This is a genomic window from Flavobacterium sp. Root935 (assembly GCF_001429295.1).
GTDB lineage: Bacteria > Bacteroidota > Bacteroidia > Flavobacteriales > Flavobacteriaceae > Flavobacterium.
Genome location: NZ_LMJL01000007.1, coordinates 851,121 through 874,454, shown reverse-complemented (window position 1 = coordinate 874,454; position 23,334 = coordinate 851,121). Strand labels below are relative to the sequence as shown.

Here is a 23,334-nt window from a genome sequence, read left to right as displayed (position 1 = left end):
TGAAACTTGAAACAACAAAAAAACAAAAAAATCATCGTTTCAATCATCAATCAAAAAACGTATTTAATAACATTTCAAAACCTAAAAAATTATGATCACAATTCAGAATTTAACCAAAGTTTTTAGAACAGAAGAAATCGAAACTGCTGCTTTAAGCGGTATCAACTTAGAAATAAAAAAAGGAGATTTTCTAACAATTATGGGCCCTTCTGGCTGCGGAAAATCAACTCTATTGAATATCATCGGACTTTTGGACAGCGCGAGCGACGGAAGCTATAAATTATTAGATCAGGAAATGATTGGTCTAAAGGAAAAAGGAAGAGCTAAGGTGAGAAAAGAAAATATCGGTTTTATTTTTCAAAACTTCAACTTAATCGATGAACTTTCTGTTTATGATAATATCGAATTACCGTTGCTTTACAACAACGTAAAAGCTTCTGAAAGAAAACAAAAAATTGAAGCTATTGCCGAGAAACTAAATATTTCTCATCGTTTGAAACATTTCCCGCAGCAACTTTCGGGCGGACAGCAACAAAGAGTTGCCGTTGCAAGAGCTTTGGTGAATGATCCGAAAATTATTTTGGCCGATGAGCCAACTGGAAATTTAGATAGTAAAAATGGTAATGAAGTGATGGAACTTTTAACCGATTTACATGCTAAAGGTGCTACAATTTTGATGGTTACCCACTCTGATTATGATGCTTCTTTTTCGCAAAGAACCATTCACATGAAAGACGGAGTTATATTTTCTGAGAAATTAAACCAACGTAATGTTGATGTTTTTATGGACGCTAAATAAAAAATGATGATCAAAATTATTGTTACTGCACTCGTAGCTCTGGTAGAGCTGGCCTGCAAAATATTTACTCTTCTTTAGAACCAAACGGTTTTATAAACTGCCATATCAACTATAAAAATATACATCAAAATGATTTTCAACTGGTTTAAAATATTTGTTTATCATTTAAGACAAAGCAAATTGTTTTCGTTCTTAAATGTTTTAGGATTAAGTATCGGAATTTCTGGTGTCATTTTCGCCATTTTATATTGGAACAATGAACACGCATACGATCAATGGAATCCTGAAAAAGAAAATGTCTATCAGGTACTTAATAAAATAGGCGCAACTGGAGACACTTGGACCACAAGTTCAATTCCTTTTGGACAAACTTGCAAAACTACAATTCCTGAGATTGAGCAAATTTGTTTCTTAAACGATTGGTACAGCGAAGCTGTAATCAAATATCAGAATAAGAAAGTAATTGATAAAAAGATAACCGTGACCGATAATAACTTTTTTGATTTTTATCCTTTCCCAATAATCAAAGGGGCCAAAAAAGACATTCTGAAAGAAAAAAACAGTGCAGCTATTTCGGAAGAACAGGCGAAACTGCTTTTTGGAGATGAAGATCCGATAGGAAAATCTATTACTTATGACGATAAGTCTTATACTGTAAAATCTGTTTATCGCATTGTAAAACCTTCATCTGTTGAACCTAATTATGTTTTTGGAGGGATTTTGCGTGAAAACGATCTTAATCAATGGGGGAATTTTAGTTATGGTTTGATGATTAAAACCAAAAAAGGTGTTGACGTTGCAACGGTTTTAAAGAAAATGCAAAACGTAAATTTTGTAAACAGAACTTTAAAAGATGCTAAAGCAAGCGGCCAAACTGTTGAGCAGTACATAAAAGAGAATGGCGAAGTCAAAGTTATACTTGACCAGCTGAAAACACGCTACTTGCATGGCACAAAATCTTCAGGTTCAGCATCTCCAGAAGGGAAAGGAAATTTGCAGCTTTTGTATATTATGGCAGGTTTATCTCTTTTAATTTTAGTTTTATCATTGGTAAATTACATTAATCTAGCGACTGCATCTGCTATAAAACGTGCTAAAGAAGTTGGTGTCCGCAAAATTGTGGGAGCTTCAAAAAACCAGATTGTTGCACAGTTTATATTCGAAACAGCAATAATTGTAACACTGGCGATTTTGTTTGCGCTGGCAATCGTAGAACTTTCTCTACCGTATTACAATACTTTTTTAAGAAAAACTTTGACTATGAATGGCAGTGAATTTTACCTGCAGCTCATTTTAATATTTGGATTAGTAATCATTCTTGCGGGTATTTTCCCTGCCATTTATATCTCAAATTTCGAAACCCTAAAAGTTTTAAAAGGTAATTTTTCTAGAAGTAAAAGCGGCATCTGGATTCGAAATTCGATGCTTATTTTTCAATTCGGAATTGCAGCATTTTTCATTATCGGTGCTTTAATTGTAAATTCTCAGGTTGATTACATGATGAATAAAGATCTTGGTTTTAGCGGTAATCAAGTAATTCGTATTCCGTTTAATTATCAGGATTACAGCAAAAAAGGTCAAAAATACGAAACCACAAAACAAGAAATTCTTAAAATGCCTGGCGTTAAAGAAGTCTCTACTTTTGCAGGAACTTTTGGAAACAGTACGAATTCTAGTTCTGGTTTTACTCATAATGGCATTTTTGTACAGCCAAGAAATGTCGAAATGGATTTTGGCTTTTTGGAAATGATGAAAATTAAAATTGTAGAAGGCCGTAATTTATCGCCAAAATTTGCTTCAGATACTATAGACAACTGGCTGATAAATGAAACCTTAGCGAAAGAATTAATGCTTAAAAACCCTATAAATACCGTTATCACTTCGGGATGGGGCACCGAAAAAGGAACTTTAAAATTTAAGATTGTAGGTGTTGTAAAAGATTTCCATATTACAGGTTTACAAAATAAGGTGCCGCCAATGGTTTTTATCAACATGAAAACTCTAAAATGGAATAATTTTCAAAATGTTTATGTAAAAGTTTCTCCAAATAATTTGAGTGAAACATTATCAAAATTAAAAACATATTGGGAAGCTAATATTAACCCTGACTATCCGTTTGATTATGAATTCGTTAATAAAGGATTTGCAAAGACTTATGAGGAACAAGTAAAACAAAAAAACCTCTTTTTTATCTTAAATTTAGTAGTAATCATCATTGCGATCTTCGGATTGTTTGCTTTGGCATCATTTTCGATGGAGAGAAGATTGAAAGAAATCGCTATTAGAAAAACTTTAGGAGCAGAAACAGATGCTCTTTTAAAAGAATTGTCAAAACAATATATTGTTTTTTGTCTAATAGGATTTGGAATCGGAATTGTTCCTGCCTACATTTTATTGCAAAAATGGCTTGAAGATTTTGCTTTTAGAATCGGAATTTCAACTGTTCCTTTTGGCATTGCACTGATTTCTCTTTTGTTTTTAACTTTATTAATTGTTCTAACAAAAGCTTTCCAAGTAACTAAAATAGATGTTTTAAAATATTTAAAATACGAATAAGCTTGTAGACCCATTTTTTTTAGAACCCGGCAGATTCCCAAGAAATCTGCCGGGTTTTTATTTCAATTTACTTCATACTTACCGAATCAGAGTAAAGCAGTTTATCTAAATTTTCATCTCTGCTGTACACATCTGGGAAAAAATTTATTTCGCCATCATCCTGAACCCAAGCTGTAAAATATCCAATATAAACTGGAATTTTATTTTTAAGCATGCAGGTTGTTTCTTTTTCGCCGCTCATTGCTTTATCAATTTTATCTACCGGCCAGTCTGGATCATCTTTTAAAATTGCCAATGCTAATGCTCTTGCTTCTTTTACATTAATACAGCCGTGACTAAACGTACGATTTTCAAACTCGAACAAACTTTTTGCAGGTGTATCATGCATGTAAATATCATTCGGATTCGGAAACATAAATTTTACCAGTCCTAAAGAGTTTTTAGGTCCAGGTTTTTGTCTCACTTTCCCTCCATTCCATTCCATATTATGATCTGCCAAATAATTTTTATCATTCGCCATCTGGAGTTTTAATTCGTTTTGAATAATGCTGTTTGGAACATACCAGTAGGGACTAAATACGATTCGGTCCATAGTACCGCTAAAAATTACAGTTTCGCTCAATCTATTACCAACGAAAATATCAGAGACGAGTTCGTATTTTCCATCTTTTACATAAAACATTCTAAATGACGGAATATTAACCATTACATATTCATTCGCTCTGGCCAATTTAGTCGGAATCCATCTGCATCTTTCCATATTCAGCATTATAGTTTTAATTCTTTTGCTGATCGGTTCATTCATTTGGTTGATATGATCTCTCGTTATAACGTAGTTTAATTTTAAATTGTAGCGCTTTTTATAGTTCAGTATGCCGGCCATCAGCTCTTCATCATAAACATCACTTTTAGAATCCTGCTTTAAATCTCCCACAACAAATAAGCGATTTCTAATTTGCTGAATAGCAATACCCTTATCATCTGGTCTCAATTCTTTAAAGTTTACACTATCAATTGTTATCTTCTGCCAAAGATTATCAGTTTCTATTTTTCTGTATTTTTTTAAGGCATCTTTCAGCTTATAATATTGGCTAAACAATAAATAATCGTCTTCATTTAATCGATTTGTATCGACAATCAGCGAATCTAGAATTCTGGAATACGAAATAGTTTTAGCCGGTAAGTACCAGCCAATTTTCTTTAAAGTCGCAGGATCTACACCAGAGTAAACATTACTGGCATAAAAAATATACATATTTGTAAGGAGCAATTCTGTATCTATTTGCGGAGGGGTGATATTATCACTCTCATTAAATGCTTGATCGATTACTTCTTTATAAGGCATTTCATTATTTATTCCCTGGTCTTTCAGTACATTTACCTTTTGATACAGTAATGCACCAAATTCGGTTATGCTTTTATCATCATACCAAATAGATTTGTATTGTTTGTTTTTGTAGATATCCTCTACATCTTTTTGATATTTTTTCAGTTTGGGATATTTTTTAAAAAAAGCATTTATAGATGCCGCATCTATAGTTATGACTGAAGCATATTTATAATTTGCTGAAGCTTCTTTGCTTTTTTGGCTTGAAAATAACTTAAATGAAAATGCAAAAAAGCAAATCGCAAGAACGATTGTTGAAAAAGTAAAATTTCGCATATTTTTAAAGTTTAAATGATAGAAATAACTTTTGTAAAAAATATCGAAAACCCAATAGACATTACTTAAAAAACTAGTTTTCACATACTTTTTTATTAACTGGAAATTATCGATTTGGGCAATCAAATATAGCGAAGATTTATGAGATTCTAATTTAAAAAAGCAGAAAATTTATACAAAAACTACAATTTCAGCTTAATTTGAAAGCTGCAATAATTTTGATATTAAATCTTTTACTCTAATTTCTTCAATATAAAAAACGCTTTAAAGGACTACAGAATAATTTTGAATAATCTCTCTATCAATAATTACAATTCAAAATCGCTTAATTCCGAACTTAATCTGTTATCTTTGCACCCTGAAATCAGTTTAAATAAACATAATATTTAAACCGACTTCAAACAATAGAAAAATAGCCCATTACAATGAAATTAGATAGAAAAGAAATTCTTAAGGCTTTAGAAACAATTACTATTGCTGGAGAAGGAAAAAATATGGTTGAAAGCGGCGCTGTAACCAATGTTATAACTTTTGGTGATGAAGCTGTGGTAGACTTAGTGCTGCACACGCCTGCGATGCACATTAAAAAAAGAGCTGAAGATGATATTAAAAAGACAATTCACGAGTTAATATCGCCTGATGCTAAAGTAAAAGTAAATATTAAAGTAGAATCTCCAGAGAAGCCTGAAATCAAAGGCCGTGCTATTCCTGGAATCAAAAATATCATTGCAGTTGCTTCTGGTAAAGGAGGAGTAGGAAAATCTACTGTAACTGCAAATCTTGCTGTTACACTTGCAAAAATGGGATTTAAGGTTGGTGTTCTCGATGCCGACATTTACGGTCCTTCGATGCCGATTATGTTCGACGTTGAAAACGAAAAACCAGTTTCTATTACTGTTGACGGAAAATCAAAAATGAAACCTATTGAAAGTTATGAAATCAAAATGCTTTCAATCGGATTTTTTACGGCTCCAAGTCAGGCTGTAATTTGGAGAGGTCCAATGGCAGCAAAAGCATTAAATCAAATGATTTTTGATGCAGACTGGGGAGAATTAGATTTTATGCTTCTTGATTTACCTCCAGGAACTGGAGACATTCACTTATCTATCATGCAGTCTTTACCAATTACTGGAGCTGTTGTAGTAAGTACTCCACAAGCTGTAGCTTTAGCAGATGCTAAAAAAGGAGTTGCAATGTTTATGCAGGATAATATTAATGTTCCTGTTTTGGGAATTATTGAAAATATGGCGTACTTTACACCAGAAGAATTACCTGACAATAAATATTACATCTTTGGACAAGAAGGTGCTAAAAACCTTGCTGCAGACTTAGATGTACCATTTTTAGGAGAAGTTCCTATTGTACAATCTATTCGTGAAGCGGGAGATTACGGTCGCCCAGCAGCATTGCAAACAGCTTCTCCTATAGAAAAAGTATTTGAAGAAATTACACGTAACGTTGTACAGCAAACAGTAAACAGAAACGAAAGTTTACCAGCAACAGAAGCTATCAAGATTACAACTATGGCTGGCTGCTCAGCAGTAAAAAAGAATTAGATAATTTAGACAATGAGGCAATGAGATAATGATTTAAAGTAATTTAGGATAATTTTAAAATTATCTAATTAACACATTATCTCATTGGCACATTATTTAATTGACACATTAAATATTATGACAACAGAAGAATTAACAAATAATGTTTTATTGGCTTTAGATGAGATTAGGCCATTCTTGAAATCAGATGGAGGAGACATTTCATTAATTTCTATTGAAGACGATAAACATGTAAAAGTTCGCCTGGAAGGAGCTTGTATTAGCTGCAGCGTAAATCAAATGACGTTGAAAGCAGGTGTTGAAACAACGATAAAAAAATATGCACCACAAATAGAAACGGTGGTAAATATTATGTAACAAAAAATTCATTTTTTTTTGAAAGTAAAGTTTTATAATTAACAAGAATAATAAGCCTTATTATGATTTGTTTAAAAAAATACTAAAAATACCTTCAAAAAGCAATGGTTTTTGCGACATTCACAAAAAACAACTCAAAGTTTTAAGAGTTTTAGTTAGAGATTTGTTACATTTTAATTTAAATTTGTAAACATAACCCTAAAATCTAAACTTATGAGAAAATACTACGCTCTTTTTATATTATTGTTTACAAGCGCTGTAAATTATGCTCAACAGAGTCAAACGCTTTTTGCCGACAAAGCATGGGTAAATGAATCTGAAGAATGGTCTGACTTTCAATATTCGGGACAGATTATTTTTTCTACCAAAGGAACAAATGAAGAAGGTACCTTGAGAATTGGCAATTATGATTTTTTATATGACCTTTGCGAAGGAAAAGCTAAATTCTCAAATAAAGCAACTTACAGCTCTGCCGAATTCGCGCACCCAAGAAAACTTAGTGCTCAGACAGACAAACAAGGAATATTAAATTCTACTTACGAGGGAACATTAATATTTCAATCAGATAAGGATTATTATTCTGTTATTTCAGTTGTCACGATATTAGAAAAAGGAGGCAATATTATTGGTGTAAAAATGCGCCTTAAAGACAGTAATCGAAAAGAATATGCTTTTAGCTTAAAAGAAAAAAGTTAAAATTAATAAGGAATTTGAACACGTTTTCAAATTCTACAATAAAATTCCAATAATTAAAAATGGATGTATTAATAAAGATTAAGGATCGAGAGGGAGTTATACACGAATTACAGGCTCCAACTGATATGGCAATGAATATAATGGAGTTATGCAAAGCATACGAACTTCCTGTTGAAGGAACCTGTGGCGGAATGGCCATGTGTGCATCCTGCCAATGTTATGTTCTAAATGATGTTGCATTACCAGAAATGGGAGATGAAGAAGAAGCCATGCTTTCGGAAGCATTTTATGTTAAATCTAATAGTCGTTTAGGCTGTCAGATTCCAATTACTACAGAATTAGAAGGACTGGAATTAGAACTGGCTCCGGAATATTAAAAATAAAAAAAAGCGAGAATTTAAAAGTTCTCGCTTTTTTTATGAAATTTTTACAACAACAAAAGCATTAAGCTTTTCTGCTTCTTCGTAAAATCTTTTAAGTTCGTTGAATTCTTCTTTCAAATAAACAAATTTATCAGGATGTATTAGTTTATAAACTATATTCTGCATTTCTTCTAGATTATAATATTTAATAAGCTCATCAAATTCAACACATTTTAGAAGATTATAAATTTCGTTCACTTTTTCCTGATTTATATACTCAAATCTTACAAATTGCGAATCATTTTCAATCATAATTCCTGAATAGAAAATCTCTGAGACCTTAATTTTGTTTTTATCCTTTAAATAATGTTTTAAGAGATAATTAATGGTATCGTAGCCTCGTGTCCGACTATAAAAGTTATAATTTTCAATATTTTGATTTGGATAAAAATACACGACCTTAATCGAGTCCTCTATTAATTCTTCTAATCTATTTTCAGTATTTACATCTGAATTTTTCTGGATCATTTTTAAATGAAGCCTTAAAGTTTTAACATCTAAAATTTTATCAAAATCTATAGCATACGACAAGTTTGATTTTGCTTTCTCAATAACAAAATCAGCTTTTCCTGGAATTGAAAAAAGATGTAAATCTAATCCCATCATTATGAGTTAAAAAAATGAATTTAAGTTTTCTGTTTGATAAAAATCAAGGTTTTATTTCCACTTCCAATCTAGTTCTGAGAGGAAATCAATTTGTTGTTTTTCAGCAATTGTTTTTAATTTATTTCTTAGATTTTCAACATTCTCAATTTTATCTTTAGGAATCATCAAGTTTCCAGATGCTTTAAAAGTAATAAAAAAATAATCTGCAATTTCAATTATATTCTCAAATGAAGAAAAATTCAATTCTGCTTTTCCAATATTCTCACTAGTAGTTTCAAATAAATCTTCTTTAAATATTATACTTGATACAATACCAACTCTCTCTTTAAGATTTTCATTTACATATTTTTTAAAAAGTCTTTGATAATAATGTTTTAAATATATTGGAAAAATAAAAAAACAAACAATTCCAGCACTCGTAAAGTAACAAGCCTCAACTAACCATTTATTCAAATAAAACAAAAATCTATTAGCAACAGTATTAGTGTCACAAATACTCTAGCTAATTTTTTTTGTTTTTTAATTAGTTTACTTTTTGATGCTAGATAGAGTTGTTGTTGTAAAAAGTCGTTTTCTGTTAGGGTAAAATTTATTTCCATATTTTTATAATAATGCTATATCCGTAATTTGATAGTTTTAGTTTCAAAACTTATACTTTCTGCAAAACAAATACTATTAACACCTTTGCAGTGATCCATAAAGACATAATTATAATATTATAAGGTTTTATTTCGAAATATATTTGTCTTTTTATAACACTATTATGTCTTTTAAAGACCAAACAGTCCTTTCTTAAAAATTACTTTTGCGAAAAATTAGAGCAACAAAAATCTTCTTAAGCTCTTTTTAAATCATTTATAATTAACAACAATGACCAAAATGAAAGGAATTTTAAGCTTTATCGGCATTACATTATTGACAGTTACTTTATTTTCATGCAACAAAAACGAATGGACACCAGAGAAAGAAGCCATCTTCAAAAAGGATATAAAACAGAATATACAAACCAAAGAAAAAAGTATCCTTTCAGATAAGCAGATCAATTATATCGCTGATTGCATTTTTGAGCAAATTAAGAGCAAAAATTTAAACCAAGATGATACTAGGAAACCTGAAAATGTAGAAATGATAAAAAAGATGGAAGCTGAGTGTGCTAAAAACTCGTTTATAAATACATTGACTAACGCTGATGTAGCCAAAGTTTGGAATCCAGAAATCAACAAATTATATAAGGCTACTTTAAAAAATATTTTTCTTGAAAACGGTTTAAAAAGCGAACAAGCATCAGTCATTGCTGATTGTACCGCTTATTATTTAATGATGCAAAATGTAAGTCTGGCAGATCTAAATGATCCTAATTATAAGGATGTCATTCTAAAAACCGGAACGTACTGCTCGGAACAATTACAAAAAACAACTAAAATGAACAACTAAAATGAACAAATTTCTAAATTACATTGGTATTGCCCTGATTGCTTTGACATTATTCTCTTGCAATAAAAATGAATGGACACCAGAAAAAGAAACCGAATTCAAAAAGGCATTCAAAGACAGTTTACAGAGCGCAGGAAAAGGTATATTCTCTGAAGATCAGATAATTTACGTTTCTGATTGTGTTCTTGAGAAAATGAAGAGTAAAAATTTAAAACCGAATGACGCGCAAACACCAGAAACTTCTCTAATTGTTATGAATATGGGAAAAGAATGTGCACAAGAATCATTCGTAAAACGCAAAACGCTATCCAAATCTGAAGTAAAAAATAGCTGGGATTCAAATACTGAAGAAAAATACAAAACAATTTTAAAAGATGGTTTTGTTCGTACTGGTCTAAGCAGCGAAAAAGCTTCTTTTATTGCAGATTGTGCCATTTCTAAATTGAAAGAACAAAATATAGGCCCTGCAGATTTACAAGATTCAAAAAATGGTGATTTGGTTCAAAAAATTGGTAAAGCTTGTGGTGAAGAATTAATGAGAAAGAAATAATTTTCAACTTTAATTAAAATCAGAAAAGCCGTAATTACAAGAATGTAATTACGGCTTTTTCTTTATAATATTTTTTATTAAACAAATTTAAATAGCTGACTACGATTCAATTAATCCTTTTATATCTTCTGCAACTTGTTCATAATCTCCAGTTTCATGATGCCACAGATAAATATGTTCACTTAATTTTTTATTGTTATCTAAAGAAATAAGAATTAAGTAATCACCACAGCCGTTTCCTGCAATAGCAATTGCATTTAACGGAAAATTATCCCATTCTCTAGCTTGTTTGGTTTCTAAAACAATATGATTGCAAGTTCTGCTTATTCTCTTCTTATCGCTCTTATCAAAAAACGGGTAAAGATTCCAATTATCGTTTTCGGTTATAGCTTCACCTCCATTTTCTGCTGTCATTTTTTCTTTGAATAAAGTAGGAAAGCTTACGCCTAATTCTTCTTCCGTTTCAATTATATATTTTAGATCGACTGGAAATGCCATAAAACTTAATTTAACTCTATTTACAAAAGTAATTTTTAAACACTAGATAACAAAAAAACAATCCTATAGAATTCAAAAAAGCCGTAATTACAATCTTGCAATTACGGCTTTCTCTTTATAACAATTTTCTTTAATCTCTCAGATTATACCAAACCTGCTTGAATTAAATATTCAGCGATTTGAATCGTGTTTGTTGCAGCGCCTTTTCTTAAGTTGTCAGCAACGATCCACATGTTTAATGTATTTGGCTGGCTTTCGTCACGACGGATTCTTCCAACAAAAACATCATTTTTACCTTCTGCATATAATGGCATTGGGTAAGTAAAGGTATCTAAATTATCCTGAACCACTACTCCATCTGTATGGTGTAGGATTTCGCGAACTTCATTTACATCAAAGTCATTTGTAAACTCAACGTTTACCGCTTCGCTATGTCCGCCTACAACTGGCACACGAACTGCAGTAGCTGTAACTCTAATCGTATTATCACCTAGAATTTTTTGAGTTTCGCGAACTAATTTCATTTCTTCTTTAGTGTATCCGTTTTCTTCAAAACTATCACAGTGTGGAATCGCGTTTCTGTGAATTGGATATTTGTAAGCCATATCACCTTGAATTCCTGCGTACTCATTTTCTAGTTGTTTTACCGCTTTTACACCAGTTCCAGTGATCGATTGGTAAGTAGAAACAATGATTCTTTTAATGTTGTATTTTTTGTGCAGTGGAGCCAAAGCCAATACCATTTGAATAGTAGAGCAGTTTGGGTTTGCAATAATTTTATCTTCTTTTGTCAATACAGAAGCATTGATTTCTGGAACTACCAATTTTTTAGTAGGATCCATTCTCCAAGCAGATGAGTTGTCGATAACAGTTGTTCCTGCTGCAGCAAATTTAGGAGCCCATTCTAATGAAGTATCTCCACCTGCAGAAAAAACAGCGATATCCGCTTTCATATCAACAGCTGTTTGTAAGCCTACTACTTTATATTTGGTTCCTTTATATTCAATTTCTTTTCCTACTGATCTTTCAGAAGCAACAGGAATTAATTCTGTAACCGGAAAATTTCTTTCCGCTAAAACTTTAAGCATTACTTCGCCAACCATTCCGGTAGCACCTACAACTGCAATTCTCATTTTTATATTTTTAAATAATTCAATAATCAAATTTTATAGGACAAAAATAAGTATAATAAAAGTCTAAACAAGGTGATTCACAAAAAATAACAAAATGTTACAAAATAAACATTTTGTAAAAAAACCGCCTCTTTAGAAGGCGGTTAAGTTAGACTTAGTGTAGCGGTATTATATCTTATTGTTTGTTTTTCAACAAATCTCTAATTTGAGTAAGTAATTCTTCCTGAGTTGGTGCTGCAGGTTGATTTGGAGCTGGTTCTTCTTTCTTTTTAAGACTGTTTAATCCTTTAATTATCAGAAATAAAACAAAAGCCACAATAATAAAGTTAATTACTGCCGAAAGAAACAAACCGTACTTAACGCCACCAAAAGCTGTTAAATCTTCTATTTTTGACAAATGAGCTGCATCTAAAGCAGGTTTTAATACCAAAGGAGTAATTACATCTTCGATAAATGAACTTACAATTTTACCAAAAGCCGCTCCAATAATTACTGCAACAGCAAGATCAACTACGTTGCCTTTCATTGCAAATGCCTTAAATTCTGAAAAAAATCCCATATCTAACGTGTTTGTGTTTATAATAAGTGAATATCGAAAATACGGAATTTTATTGAAAGTTTTTAAGATTATCGGAAAAATACCCGTTTTACGCGCTGTGAAATACTCGTCATAATCTCGTACGGAATTGTTTTTAAAGCTGCTGCCATTTCAATAACGGTTGGGCTTTCGCCGAAAATAATTACAGAATCGCCTTCTTTACAATCTATTTCGGTTACGTTTACCATCAGCATATCCATACAGATACTTCCAACAATTGGTGCTTTTTGATTTTTTATGACAACAAAACCAACTTCATTTCCCCACAATCTGGCAATTCCGTCCGCATAACCAATTGGAATTGTAGCAATTTTAGTTTCTTTTTCGGCCATAAAACGGCGTCCGTAACCCACGCTGTCTCCAGCGGGAATAGTTCGAACCTGCGAAATAATCGATTTTAAGGTTCCAACATTTTCCAAATATTTTTGTTCTAATGGATCGTTGGAAACTCCATACAAACCAATTCCTAAACGTACCATATTGTATTGCGCATTCGGGAAATTACTAATTCCAGAAGTGTTTAAAATATGACGAATCGGATTGATATTTAATTCGCTTATTAATTTTGACGACAGTCTATCAAATAAGTTGATTTGTTGGTTTACAAATGCATAATGTTTTGGTTCATCGCTTGTTGCCAAATGCGATAGAACACTTTGAACACGAACTGTTGAATTTCCTTTTAAAGTAGCGATCAATTCGTCGATCGTATTGTCTTCAAAACCTAAACGATGCATTCCAGTATCAATTTTAATATGAATCGGAAAATCTTTTAGATTCTTTTCGCGGGCAATTTTCAAAAAGGCATTCAACCCTTTTATGCTGTAAATTTCAGGTTCTAACTGATATTGTATAATAGAGGGAAAACTTGTCGATTCTGGATTTAAAACCATAATAGGTAGTTTGATGCCGCCGTTTTTCAACAAAATCCCTTCATCGGCGAAAGCCACACCTAAATAATCTACTTTATGATGTTCTAATAATTTAGCGATTTCCAAACCTCCGTTTCCATAACCAAAAGCCTTAACCATTACCATCATTTTCACATTTGGTGCCAGTTTCGATTTGTAGTAATTAAAGTTATGGCTGATTGCATCGAGATTAATTTCAAGAACTGTTTCGTGTGTTTTCTCTTCAAGCATTGAAACAATTTCTTCAAAATGAAACGACCTTGCTCCTTTTATTAAAATGGTTTCATTGGCAAAATTTAAACTTTCAATGGCCTGGATAAAATCATTTTTAGTTGGAAAAATAGTAATATTTGAAAATTTTGAGGCGAAAGCACTAATCGTTTCTCCAATTCCAATTATACGGTTTATTTTATTAGAAGCGATTAAGTCTGCAACTTTTGAGTATAACTCTTCATTTGAAAATCCGCTTTGAAAAATATCCGACAAAATAACTGTTTTAGCAGCATTCTTTTTTTGGCTTTCCAAGAAATCTAAAGCGATTTTAAGCGATTGAAAATCGGAGCTGTAACTATCATCTATTATACTGCAATTGTTAATTCCATTCTTAACTTCAAGGCGCATTCGAACGGGATAAAGCATCTGGATTCGATTTTGAATCGCTGCCTGATCATAGTTAAAATGCAATAAAACCAATAAACAAGAAATACTGTTTTCTACAGAAGCCGAATCACTGAACGGAATTTCTAAATCAAAAATTTCATTTTGATATTGATATTGAATCTGGGTGTGATCGTTTTTACTTTCTTTTTTCAGAATAAAAACATCAGCAGTTTTATCGGTAAAACTCCATGAAAAAAGTTTTCGAGGATGAAGCATATATTCGGCTGCAAATTGTGTCAAACAAGAATCTACAACTTCATTTTTTTGATAAATAATAACTGGGCAGTCTTTAAATAAAAGCAATTTTTCATCAATCTTTTGCACTAAATTTAAAAAGCCTTCATCGTGTGCGCTTCCAATATTTGTGAGCACGCCAATTGTAGGTTTAATGATTTTTTCGAGATTAACCATTTCGTTAACCGTAGAAATTCCAGCTTCAAAAATTCCGAGATTGTGTTTTTCGTTAATGGCAATTACCGAAAGCGGCACACCAACCTGCGAATTGTAACTTTTTGGACTTCTGATAATATTGTATTCTGGGCTTAGTAAAAAGTTAAGCCATTCTTTTACTATCGTTTTTCCGTTACTTCCCGTTAATCCAATAACTGGAAAATGAAAAAGATTTCTATAATATGCTGCAAATTTCTGTAATGCTTCCAGCGTATTTTCAACAACCAAAAAATTAGCTTTTCCAGAATAATTATTGGGAATATATTGCACAACAAAGTTCTGCACTCCTTTTTCTATTAAATCGGGAATAAATAAATGAGCATCATTGTTTATGCCGGCCAAGGCAAAAAATAATGTCTGAGGTCCGTTTTGGAGTGAACGGCTGTCAATCGAAATATGATCTATAGAAATAGATTCATCAGAGCCAATCCATTTGGCATTAAGAACTGAAACTAGGCTTTTTAAATTTAGGCTCATTTAGGAAAATCTTTTTTTCAAAATTAAGATATTAAAGATAGAAAAGAGTTGTGATTTTCTTAAAAAATAAAGCGTTTTAGCTTCGCTATTTATATTTCTGTATATTTGTTTATTACCACAAATTTGAGCGTTTTGAAAAAGTTACTTCCTATTTTCTCCTATATATTACACCCCATTTTTATATCGTTGTATGCAACATTGTTTTATTTATTCTATAAAGGAGACATTTTTAGCACACAGGAAAAATATTTTGTTTTAATCCAGATTTTGGTGATTAATGTGGTTGTTCCTGTTTTATTTTATTTACTGCTGCGATCAACTGGACATGTAAAATCGATCATGCTGAGCCAGACTTCAGAACGCACCATTCCGCTAATTTTACAGTGCTTTTTGTATATTTTACTGGTAAAACGAAGTATAGTTATTATTCGTTATCCTGAACTTCATTTCTTTTTTCTGGGAGCCTTGTTTAGTACAATTTTGGCTTTAGTAAGTACACTATTTAAAGTAAAGGCAAGTTTACATATGGTTGCTATTTGTGGCTTTGCCATTTTTGTAATTGGCTTAAACATTCACCTGCAAATGCATAATCCATATTGGCCGGCTTTGCTTATTTTATTATCTGGAGTTGTGGCTTCATCCCGTTTAGAGATGAATGCACATACATCAAGAGAAATATTAATTGGATTATTTATTGGAATTATGCCCCAGCTTTTATTTTTATACCTGTGGTTATAAAATATAAAAGATCAATCCAGCATTTAAAGTTTTCAAATTGATTTTTTCGCCAGCCCCAGTAGTTGCAGAATTAAACAACGGATTTAAACCGTAGTAAATATATATGTTCCAGGTATTATATCCCGCGGCAAGATAAGGTCCGTATTGAAATTTGTTGATATCGGGATTATTATTGATTTTATAGGTTTTCTCTCCATCATCCAAAATTGATGCACTCGAAAAAACATAACTCAATTTTACACCGCCATAAATACGCCAGAATTTAGTGCTTTCATAAGTTGAATTTCTCCATCTAAATTCTATCGGAAGATCTACAGAATATTGTTTATAACGATTTGAAACAAATTCTCCGTAATCATTTACCCCATAAGCAATTGCACCTGATCCATCTTGAAAAATGGTTAGATTTTGATAATAATTTTGATAGCTTAATCCTAAACCGGCAGCAATTGATACTGTTCTTGATTTGTTAACCGGCATATCGCGCAGAAAACCTCCAGAAAGTCCCAAAGAAAATTTATTCTGTTTAAACTTATCAGGAATATCTGTAAACATGTTATAGGTAACCGAAAAGAAAAACTGATCTTCTCGATATAAAGAATCAATTTTGATTACTGGTTTTACTTCAGGTTTAACTTCTTCCTGTGCAAAAGAGCTAAAAAAAGTGAGTAAAAACAAGCAGCTAAAAATAATTCGCATATCGTGGTTTGGTTTTAAAGAGGTTTTAAAAATAAACGCTCTTCTGCGTCTATTTATTTCATATACAAATATAACATATTGCTTTTTCTAGTAACGATAAGAAATATAAATATTCTCTTTTTGTTGGAGATTAAAATTAATTGCTGCGTTTTTTGCAATAAATCAATAGGGATAAGCAAAAAATAAATGAATTTTCTTTTTATCTTTTATACCTTTGCAGGAAATGAAGAAAAAACAGCTCATATTAAGTTTATCTTTTGCTGTAACAATATTGTTCTCGATATTGTTTCAGTCGATACACAGTTATGAGCATATTGCAAAACAGCTTTTAGAAAAGCAGTGTCATCATAAGTACAATGATCCCAGCGGAGAAATAACGCACCAGCATCATAATTATGAAGTTTGTTTTGTTTGTAATTTTGCGTTTGAATCGTTTGTAGTTCCGCAAGATTTCTCTTTTCAGTTTTATTATTTCAACAGCGATATTCCTTATTTCTTTCCGCTGTCAGAAAAGATTTTTTCTGTTTCCACAAGTGCCTACTTATTGCGCGGACCTCCTTTTGCTGTAGTTTCTTAAATTTTTCGGTTTCTAAAAAAATCACATTTTCTTTTTATTTTAAATTGAAACTGCGTTGAGTTTCCTAATCCTAACTTATTTTTAATTAGGATCAGAATGCTTTGCTGCTTGTTTTGGTTTTCATTCAAAAAGGAAAAATCAATTTAACTATAGCATCATTTTCAAATGAAAAAAATTATAATTGCCCTTATTTTAGGGTTCTCGAGCATTCTTACTGCTCAAAATTCGGTTTCAGGTATTGTAACCGATGCTCAAAATCAGCCATTACCAGGAGTTTCAGTTTACGCACCTGAATTACATAAAGGAACAACAACAGATGTGAACGGAAAATACGAATTAAAAAATCTTCCAAACGGAAGTCTTCGCATTGCTTTTTCTTATGTTGGATATGCTAATCAGAATCAAACTATTGCGAAATTAGTAAAGGAAAACACCCTTGATATTATCCTTTTAGAATCTGTTTTAGAAATGGATGAAGTGGTTGTTTCTACGCCTTTTAATAAATTGCAATCGCAAAACGTAATGAAAATTGAGCACGAAAGCATCAAAACATTACAGCAAAAAGGCACCTCAACTTTAATTGAAGGTTTAGCAACAATTCCTGGAGTTTCTCAGATTTCGACTGGAACTTCTATCGGAAAACCCGTAATTCGCGGACTTAGCGGTAATCGTGTTTTAGTATATTCTCAAGGCGTTCGTATCGAAAATCAGCAGTTTGGAGACGAACATGGTTTAGGTTTAAATGATGCCGGAATCGAAAGTGTCGAGGTTATAAAAGGACCAGCTTCCTTATTATATGGTTCTGATGCTTTGGGAGGTGTTTTATATTTTAACCCCGAAAAATTTGCTGATGCTGGAGATTTTAAAGCTAATTTCAGTCAAAAATATTTCACTAATACGCAGGGAAGTAATTCTTCTATCGGATTAAAAACTTCGACAGATAATTGGAAATTCTTAGCTCGTGGAAGTTACAACACACATTCTGATTATAAAATTGCCGATGGCGACCGCGTAACCAATTCACGCTACAATGAAACTGATTTTAAAACTGGAATTGGATACAGCAATTCAAGCTTTTCAAGTGTTTTAAGATACAATTACAACAAACTAGATATCGGAATTCCAGAAGATGGAATTGCAGAACAGTCTTCAAGCAAAGACACTCAATTTCCGAGACAAGGAATTTTTAATCATTTATTGAGTTTGAATAATGTTATCTTTTTTGAAAACTCAAAATTAGACGTTGACTTAGGTTATATCGCGAATGATAGAAGCGAATTTGAAGACAGCAACGAAGCTTCTCTTCATATGAAATTGAATACTTTCAACTATAATGCAAAATATCATTTACCTAAATTCGGAAAAATCGAAACTATTTTTGGAGTTCAGGGAATGCATCAAACCAATAAAAATTCTGGTGAAGAATATTTAATTCCAGATGCTACAACAAATGATTTTGGCGTTTTTGGAACTGCGAATTACGAATGGGACAATAGTGTTATTCAAGCCGGATTGCGTTTTGATAACAGAAATATTACTTCAATTGCTCACGGAACTGAAGGCGAAGAAGGCTATTTTCAAGCTTTAGATAAATCGTTTGACAGTTTTAATGCTTCTTTAGGATATAAAACAAAACTGGCAGAACCGTTGACGCTTCGTTTAAATGTGGCAACTGGTTTTAGAGCACCAAACTTAGCCGAATTAACTTCAAACGGTGTTCACGAAGGAACAAATCGTTATGAAATTGGAAATGCTAATTTGAAAACAGAACAAAACGTTCAGACTGATTTGAACTTAGAATACAAAAACACACATTTCGAATTCTTTGTTAACGGATTTTACAATCACGTAAACAATTATATTTATACCTCTCCAACTGGAGACGTTTTAGATGATAATGATGTTTTTGCTTATGTTCAAGATAATGCAAAATTGTTTGGAGGCGAAGTTGGTTTACACTTTCACCCGCATCCTTTAGATTGGTTACATTTTGAAACTAGTTTTGAAACTGTAACAGGTAAAAAAGACAATGATGATTATCTGCCTTTAATTCCTGCTAACAATTGGAACAACACGCTTAGAACTGAATTTAATATCAAAGATTGGTTAAGCGAAGGTTTTGCTTCATTAAATGTTTCGTCTACTTTCAGCCAAGATAATGTAAGCGGATTTGAAACTGCTTCTAAAGGTTATACTTTAGTAAATTTAGGTTTTGGAGGAACTGTAAAACTAGGAAAAACAGCATTTGACATTAACTTAAACGGAAACAATTTATTTGATAAAAAATATATTGCACACCTTTCTAGATTAAAAACAGACGGAATTCCGAACATTGGAAGAAACATCGTTTTGGGAGTTAATTTTAATCTGTAACATTTTTAAACCATATAAGTCATATAAGTAAAATTAAGTAAAGCGTTTAAGTGAACTTATATGTCTTATATGGTTTAATTTTTTCATTCAATTTTCACAACAAAAAGTGCTATTTTTGTTACAACAGATAAAAACTAACTATGAAAAAAACATTTTTATTAATGACACTTACAACCGCAGGAATTTCATTCGGGCAGCTAAAATACCCTGAAACAAAAAAAGGAGAAACTGTTGATGTATATTTTGATACCAAAGTAAGCGATCCGTACCGATGGCTTGAAGACGACAAATCTGCAGAAACTGGAGCTTGGGTAAAAGCTGAAAATGAAGTTACTTATGGATATTTAGATAAAATTCCGTTTCGTGAAGAACTTAAAAAACGAATGGAAAAACTATGGAACTATGAAAAAATAGGTGCTCCTTTTAAAGAAGGAAAGTTTACTTATTATTCTAAAAATAATGGTCTTCAAAACCAATCTGTTGTTTATAGAAAAGATGCAAATGGAAAAGAAGAAGTTTTCTTAGATCCGAATACATTTTCAAAAGACGGAACAACTTCTCTTGGAGGTTTAGATTTCTCTAAAGACGGAAACAAAGCCGCTTATTCTATCTCTGAAGGAGGAAGCGACTGGAGAAAAGTAATTATAATTGATGCTCTTTCTAAAAAAGTTTTAGAAGATACTTTAGTTGATGTAAAATTCAGCGGGGTTTCTTGGCACGGAAATGAAGGTTTCTACTATTCTAGTTATGACAAACCGAAAGGAAGTGAATTATCTGCCAAAACAGATCAGCATAAATTGTATTTTCATAAACTGGGAACTTCTCAAAAAGAGGATAAAGTAATTTTTGGTGCAGATCAAAAAAGAAGATACGTAAGCGGTTATGTTACCGAAGATGATCATTTTTTAATTATTTCTGCTGCCAATTCTACTTATGGAAATGAATTGTACATCAAAGATTTGACGAAACCTAATAGTCCAATTGTTACGATTGTAGATAATTTCAATAGTTCAAACTCAATTATTGAAAATGAGGGAACTAAGTTATTTATAGAAACTGACTTAAATGCTCCAAACGTACGCGTAGTTACTGTAGATGCTGCAAATCCGAAGGTGGAAAACTGGAAAGATTTTATCAAAGAAACTGAAAATGTTTTATCTCCTTCAACTGGAGCAGGATACTTCTTTGCTAATTATACAAAAGATGCTGTTTCGTTTGTACAGCAATATGATTACAACGGAAAATTGGTTCGCGAAATCAAACTTCCTGCTGTTGGAACTGCAGGCGGATTTGGCGGCAAAAAAGAAGAAAAGATTTTGTATTACAGCTTTACAAATTACACAACTCCAGGAAGTATTTATTCTTTTGAACCAAAATCTGGTAAATCAGAAGTATATCAAAAACCAAAAGTTGATTTCAAAAGTGAAGATTACGAGTCTAAACAAGTATTCTACACTTCAAAAGACGGCACAAAAGTTCCAATGATTATTACTTATAAAAAAGGAATCAAATTAGACGGTAAAAACCCAACTATCCTTTACGGTTACGGTGGATTCAATATTAGTTTAACTCCAAGTTTCAGTATTGCAAATGCTGTTTGGATGGAAAACGGAGGTATTTATGCAGTTGCCAATTTAAGAGGCGGCGGCGAGTACGGTAAAAAATGGCATGATGCAGGAACAAAATTGCAAAAACAAAATGTATTTGATGATTTTATTGCTGCGGCAGAATACTTAATTGCTCAAAAATATACTTCATCAGATTATCTAGCTATTCGCGGAGGATCGAACGGAGGTTTATTAGTTGGAGCAACTATGACGCAGCGTCCTGATTTAATGAAAGTGGCTTTACCAGCGGTTGGGGTTATGGATATGCTTCGTTACAATGCTTTTACAGCTGGTGCAGGATGGGCTTTTGATTATGGAACTGCTCAAGACAACAAAGAAATGTTTGAATACTTAAAAGGATATTCTCCTGTTCATAATGTTAAAAAAGGAACTCATTATCCTGCAACAATGGTAACTACAGGTGATCATGATGATCGTGTGGTTCCAGCGCATAGTTTCAAATTTGCTTCTGAATTACAAGAAAAACAGACAGGAGAAAATCCGGTATTAATTAGAATTGATGTTAAAGCTGGTCACGGTGCAGGAAAATCTGTTGCTGCTTCGATACAAGAAAATGTAGACATTCAAGCTTTCACACTTTACAATATGGGTTTTAAAGCTTTACCGAAAAAGTAAAACTTTAAACTGGACTTTTTTAAGCCACGAATTCACGAATATATTTTGTGAATTTGTGGCTTTCTTTTTTGCCACATATAAAAGGATTAAAATGATTTATTCGCGTGCTTTTAATTTAATCTGTGAAAATCCTTTAATCTGTGGCAAAAATTCAAAAAATAAATTCGTGACAATTCGTGTAATTCGTGGCAAACCTTTTTTAAATTTGAGAAACTAAAAAACCAAACGATGAAAATTATAAAATGGGGAATTATAGGCTGTGGGAATGTAACCGAAGTAAAAAGCGGACCAGCTTTTCAGAAAGCCCCAAACTCTGCTTTAGTTGCTGTAATGCGAAGAGATGCTGCACTTGCTGAAGATTATGCAAAACGCCATAATGTTCCGAAATGGTATTCAAACGCCGCAGATTTAATTAATGATCCAGAAGTTGATGCTGTTTATATCGCAACTCCTCCGTCATCTCATAAAGAATATACTATTTTATGTGCCAAAGCCGGAAAACCAGTTTATGTTGAAAAACCAATGGCACTAACTTTTGAAGAATGCAATGAAATGATCAGCGTTTGCAAAGAACATAATGTTCCGTTGTTTGTTGCTTATTATAGAAGAGCTTTACCGCGTTTCTTAAAAATAAAAGAAATTATCGACCAAGGAAAATTAGGAACAATAAGACATGTAAACTGTGTTTTATATCATCCTTTTGAACAGCGCTATGATGATGAAATCAATCTTCCGTGGACTGTTCTGCCTCACATTTCCGGGGGTGGAATTTTTGTTGATTTAGCGTGTCATACTCTAGATTTTCTAGATTTCGTCTTAGGTCCGATAAAATCAGTTCGCGGTCATGCAACTTCTCAGCTTAAAGCTTATCCTGCTGAAGATGCTGTTTCGATGTCGTTTTTATTCGAAAACGGAATTCACGGATCTGGTCTATGGAATTTTGCCAGTTTTGAACGTTATGATAATACTGAAATTGTGGGTGATAAAGGAAAAATTTCTTTCTCAACTTTTGGCAATGATCCTTTGCATATTCAATATGCAGATGGAGAAAAAGAAAGTATTACGATAGAAAATCCATTACATATTCAACAGCCATTTATAGAAACTGTTATTGCTGAACTATTAGGAGATGGCGCTTCTCCATCAAAAGGAATTTCTGGTTCAAGAACGACTTGGGTTATTGATGAAGTTTTGAAAGAGTTTAGGAATTCTTCAAAATAATAGCATTTAGAATTGAATTGCCTCCAGCTTTAGCTGGAGGCAATTCATCGTAAAAACTTTGACTAAGGCTGGCATCTGTAAAAAAAAGAGGATATTCGTTATGAATATCCTCTTTTT

The 23,334-nt window shown here is 32.3% G+C and carries 21 protein-coding genes; 13 read left to right on the top strand and 8 right to left on the bottom strand.

Annotated elements, in window-relative coordinates; genetic code table 11:
- Positions 1-91 precede the first annotated feature (91 nt).
- The gene (locus ASE40_RS05295; protein WP_057115876.1) at positions 92-799 is read left to right on the top strand and encodes an ABC transporter ATP-binding protein; all 708 of its coding nucleotides are present in this window, start codon (positions 92-94) and stop codon (positions 797-799) included.
- A gap of 129 nt (positions 800-928) precedes the next feature.
- Positions 929-3,355, top strand: coding sequence for an ABC transporter permease (locus tag ASE40_RS05290; RefSeq protein ID WP_057115874.1), 2,427 nt, complete (start codon positions 929-931; stop codon positions 3,353-3,355).
- A gap of 67 nt (positions 3,356-3,422) precedes the next feature.
- On the opposite strand, the gene ASE40_RS05285 is transcribed toward ASE40_RS05290, so the two are convergent.
- Entirely contained in the window at positions 3,423-5,018 is a 1,596-nt protein-coding gene (locus ASE40_RS05285) for a murein L,D-transpeptidase (RefSeq protein ID WP_057116001.1), read from the bottom strand.
- Between the two features lie 425 nt (positions 5,019-5,443).
- Here ASE40_RS05285 and ASE40_RS05280 point away from each other — a divergent pair, with 425 nt between their 5' ends.
- The 4 genes from ASE40_RS05280 to ASE40_RS05265 all read left to right on the top strand — a co-directional run bounded on the left by ASE40_RS05280 (position 5,444) and on the right by ASE40_RS05265 (position 8,004).
- Positions 5,444-6,574, top strand: a complete 1,131-nt coding sequence (locus tag ASE40_RS05280) for an Mrp/NBP35 family ATP-binding protein (protein ID WP_057115871.1) — start codon at positions 5,444-5,446, stop codon at positions 6,572-6,574.
- A 117-nt stretch (positions 6,575-6,691) separates the two neighbouring features.
- Positions 6,692-6,931, top strand: coding sequence for a NifU family protein (locus ASE40_RS05275; RefSeq protein WP_057116000.1), 240 nt, complete (start codon positions 6,692-6,694; stop codon positions 6,929-6,931).
- Positions 6,932-7,144: 213 nt separating this feature from the next.
- Positions 7,145-7,627 (top strand): hypothetical protein, encoded by a 483-nt coding sequence (locus ASE40_RS05270; RefSeq protein ID WP_057115869.1) that lies wholly within the window; start codon positions 7,145-7,147, stop codon positions 7,625-7,627.
- A gap of 59 nt (positions 7,628-7,686) precedes the next feature.
- Positions 7,687-8,004 carry a 2Fe-2S iron-sulfur cluster-binding protein gene (locus tag ASE40_RS05265; protein WP_026982672.1) on the top strand — a complete coding sequence of 106 codons (318 nt, stop codon included), beginning with the start codon at positions 7,687-7,689 and terminating at the stop codon, positions 8,002-8,004.
- 39 nt (positions 8,005-8,043) lie between these two features.
- Here ASE40_RS05265 and ASE40_RS05260 read toward each other — a convergent pair whose 3' ends face one another.
- Both ASE40_RS05260 and ASE40_RS05255 read right to left on the bottom strand, forming a co-directional pair.
- Positions 8,044-8,652, bottom strand: coding sequence for a DUF1877 family protein (locus ASE40_RS05260; protein ID WP_057115866.1), 609 nt, complete (start codon positions 8,650-8,652; stop codon positions 8,044-8,046).
- Positions 8,653-8,706: 54 nt separating this feature from the next.
- Positions 8,707-9,108 (bottom strand): YcxB family protein, encoded by a 402-nt coding sequence (locus ASE40_RS05255; protein ID WP_128414935.1) that lies wholly within the window; start codon positions 9,106-9,108, stop codon positions 8,707-8,709.
- Positions 9,109-9,534: 426 nt separating this feature from the next.
- Between ASE40_RS05255 and ASE40_RS05250 the strand changes: the two genes are divergently transcribed.
- Together ASE40_RS05250 and ASE40_RS05245 are read left to right on the top strand one after the other, a co-directional pair.
- Positions 9,535-10,089 carry a hypothetical protein gene (locus ASE40_RS05250; RefSeq protein ID WP_128414934.1) on the top strand — a complete coding sequence of 185 codons (555 nt, stop codon included), beginning with the start codon at positions 9,535-9,537 and terminating at the stop codon, positions 10,087-10,089.
- Position 10,090: 1 nt separating this feature from the next.
- Positions 10,091-10,639: a hypothetical protein gene (locus ASE40_RS05245; RefSeq protein WP_057115860.1), complete on the top strand. Its 549-nt coding sequence runs from the start codon at positions 10,091-10,093 to the stop codon at positions 10,637-10,639.
- 99 nt (positions 10,640-10,738) lie between these two features.
- Here the strand turns inward: ASE40_RS05245 and ASE40_RS05240 are convergent, their stop codons facing one another.
- The 4 genes from ASE40_RS05240 to ASE40_RS05225 all read right to left on the bottom strand — a co-directional run bounded on the left by ASE40_RS05240 (position 10,739) and on the right by ASE40_RS05225 (position 15,366).
- Complete coding sequence (locus ASE40_RS05240) at positions 10,739-11,137, bottom strand: SMI1/KNR4 family protein (protein ID WP_057115859.1); 399 nt, start codon at positions 11,135-11,137, stop codon at positions 10,739-10,741.
- Between the two features lie 143 nt (positions 11,138-11,280).
- Complete coding sequence (locus ASE40_RS05235) at positions 11,281-12,270, bottom strand: aspartate-semialdehyde dehydrogenase (protein WP_057115858.1); 990 nt, start codon at positions 12,268-12,270, stop codon at positions 11,281-11,283.
- Between the two features lie 175 nt (positions 12,271-12,445).
- Complete coding sequence (gene mscL, locus ASE40_RS05230; RefSeq protein WP_057115857.1) at positions 12,446-12,829, bottom strand: large conductance mechanosensitive channel protein MscL; 384 nt, start codon at positions 12,827-12,829, stop codon at positions 12,446-12,448.
- Between the two features lie 68 nt (positions 12,830-12,897).
- A complete protein-coding gene (locus ASE40_RS05225) occupies positions 12,898-15,366 on the bottom strand; it encodes a bifunctional UDP-N-acetylmuramoyl-tripeptide:D-alanyl-D-alanine ligase/alanine racemase (RefSeq protein ID WP_057115856.1) in 2,469 nt (822 codons plus the stop codon).
- A gap of 132 nt (positions 15,367-15,498) precedes the next feature.
- On the opposite strand from ASE40_RS05225, the gene ASE40_RS05220 reads away from it, so the two are divergent.
- Entirely contained in the window at positions 15,499-16,104 is a 606-nt protein-coding gene (locus ASE40_RS05220) for a hypothetical protein (protein ID WP_057115999.1), read from the top strand.
- Here ASE40_RS05220 and ASE40_RS05215 read toward each other — a convergent pair.
- The gene (locus tag ASE40_RS05215; RefSeq protein WP_057115855.1) at positions 16,099-16,803 is read right to left on the bottom strand and encodes a porin family protein; all 705 of its coding nucleotides are present in this window, start codon (positions 16,801-16,803) and stop codon (positions 16,099-16,101) included. The genes ASE40_RS05220 and ASE40_RS05215 overlap by 6 nt on opposite strands.
- A gap of 223 nt (positions 16,804-17,026) precedes the next feature.
- Between ASE40_RS05215 and ASE40_RS05210 the strand changes: the two genes are divergently transcribed.
- The 4 genes from ASE40_RS05210 to ASE40_RS05195 all read left to right on the top strand — a co-directional run bounded on the left by ASE40_RS05210 (position 17,027) and on the right by ASE40_RS05195 (position 23,217).
- Positions 17,027-17,380 (top strand): hypothetical protein, encoded by a 354-nt coding sequence (locus ASE40_RS05210; RefSeq protein ID WP_057115854.1) that lies wholly within the window; start codon positions 17,027-17,029, stop codon positions 17,378-17,380.
- A gap of 165 nt (positions 17,381-17,545) precedes the next feature.
- Entirely contained in the window at positions 17,546-19,753 is a 2,208-nt protein-coding gene (locus tag ASE40_RS05205) for a TonB-dependent receptor (protein ID WP_057115853.1), read from the top strand.
- A 140-nt stretch (positions 19,754-19,893) separates the two neighbouring features.
- Positions 19,894-21,996: a prolyl oligopeptidase family serine peptidase gene (locus tag ASE40_RS05200; RefSeq protein ID WP_057115852.1), complete on the top strand. Its 2,103-nt coding sequence runs from the start codon at positions 19,894-19,896 to the stop codon at positions 21,994-21,996.
- A gap of 228 nt (positions 21,997-22,224) precedes the next feature.
- Positions 22,225-23,217, top strand: coding sequence for a Gfo/Idh/MocA family protein (locus ASE40_RS05195; protein ID WP_057115851.1), 993 nt, complete (start codon positions 22,225-22,227; stop codon positions 23,215-23,217).
- Positions 23,218-23,334 lie beyond the last annotated feature (117 nt).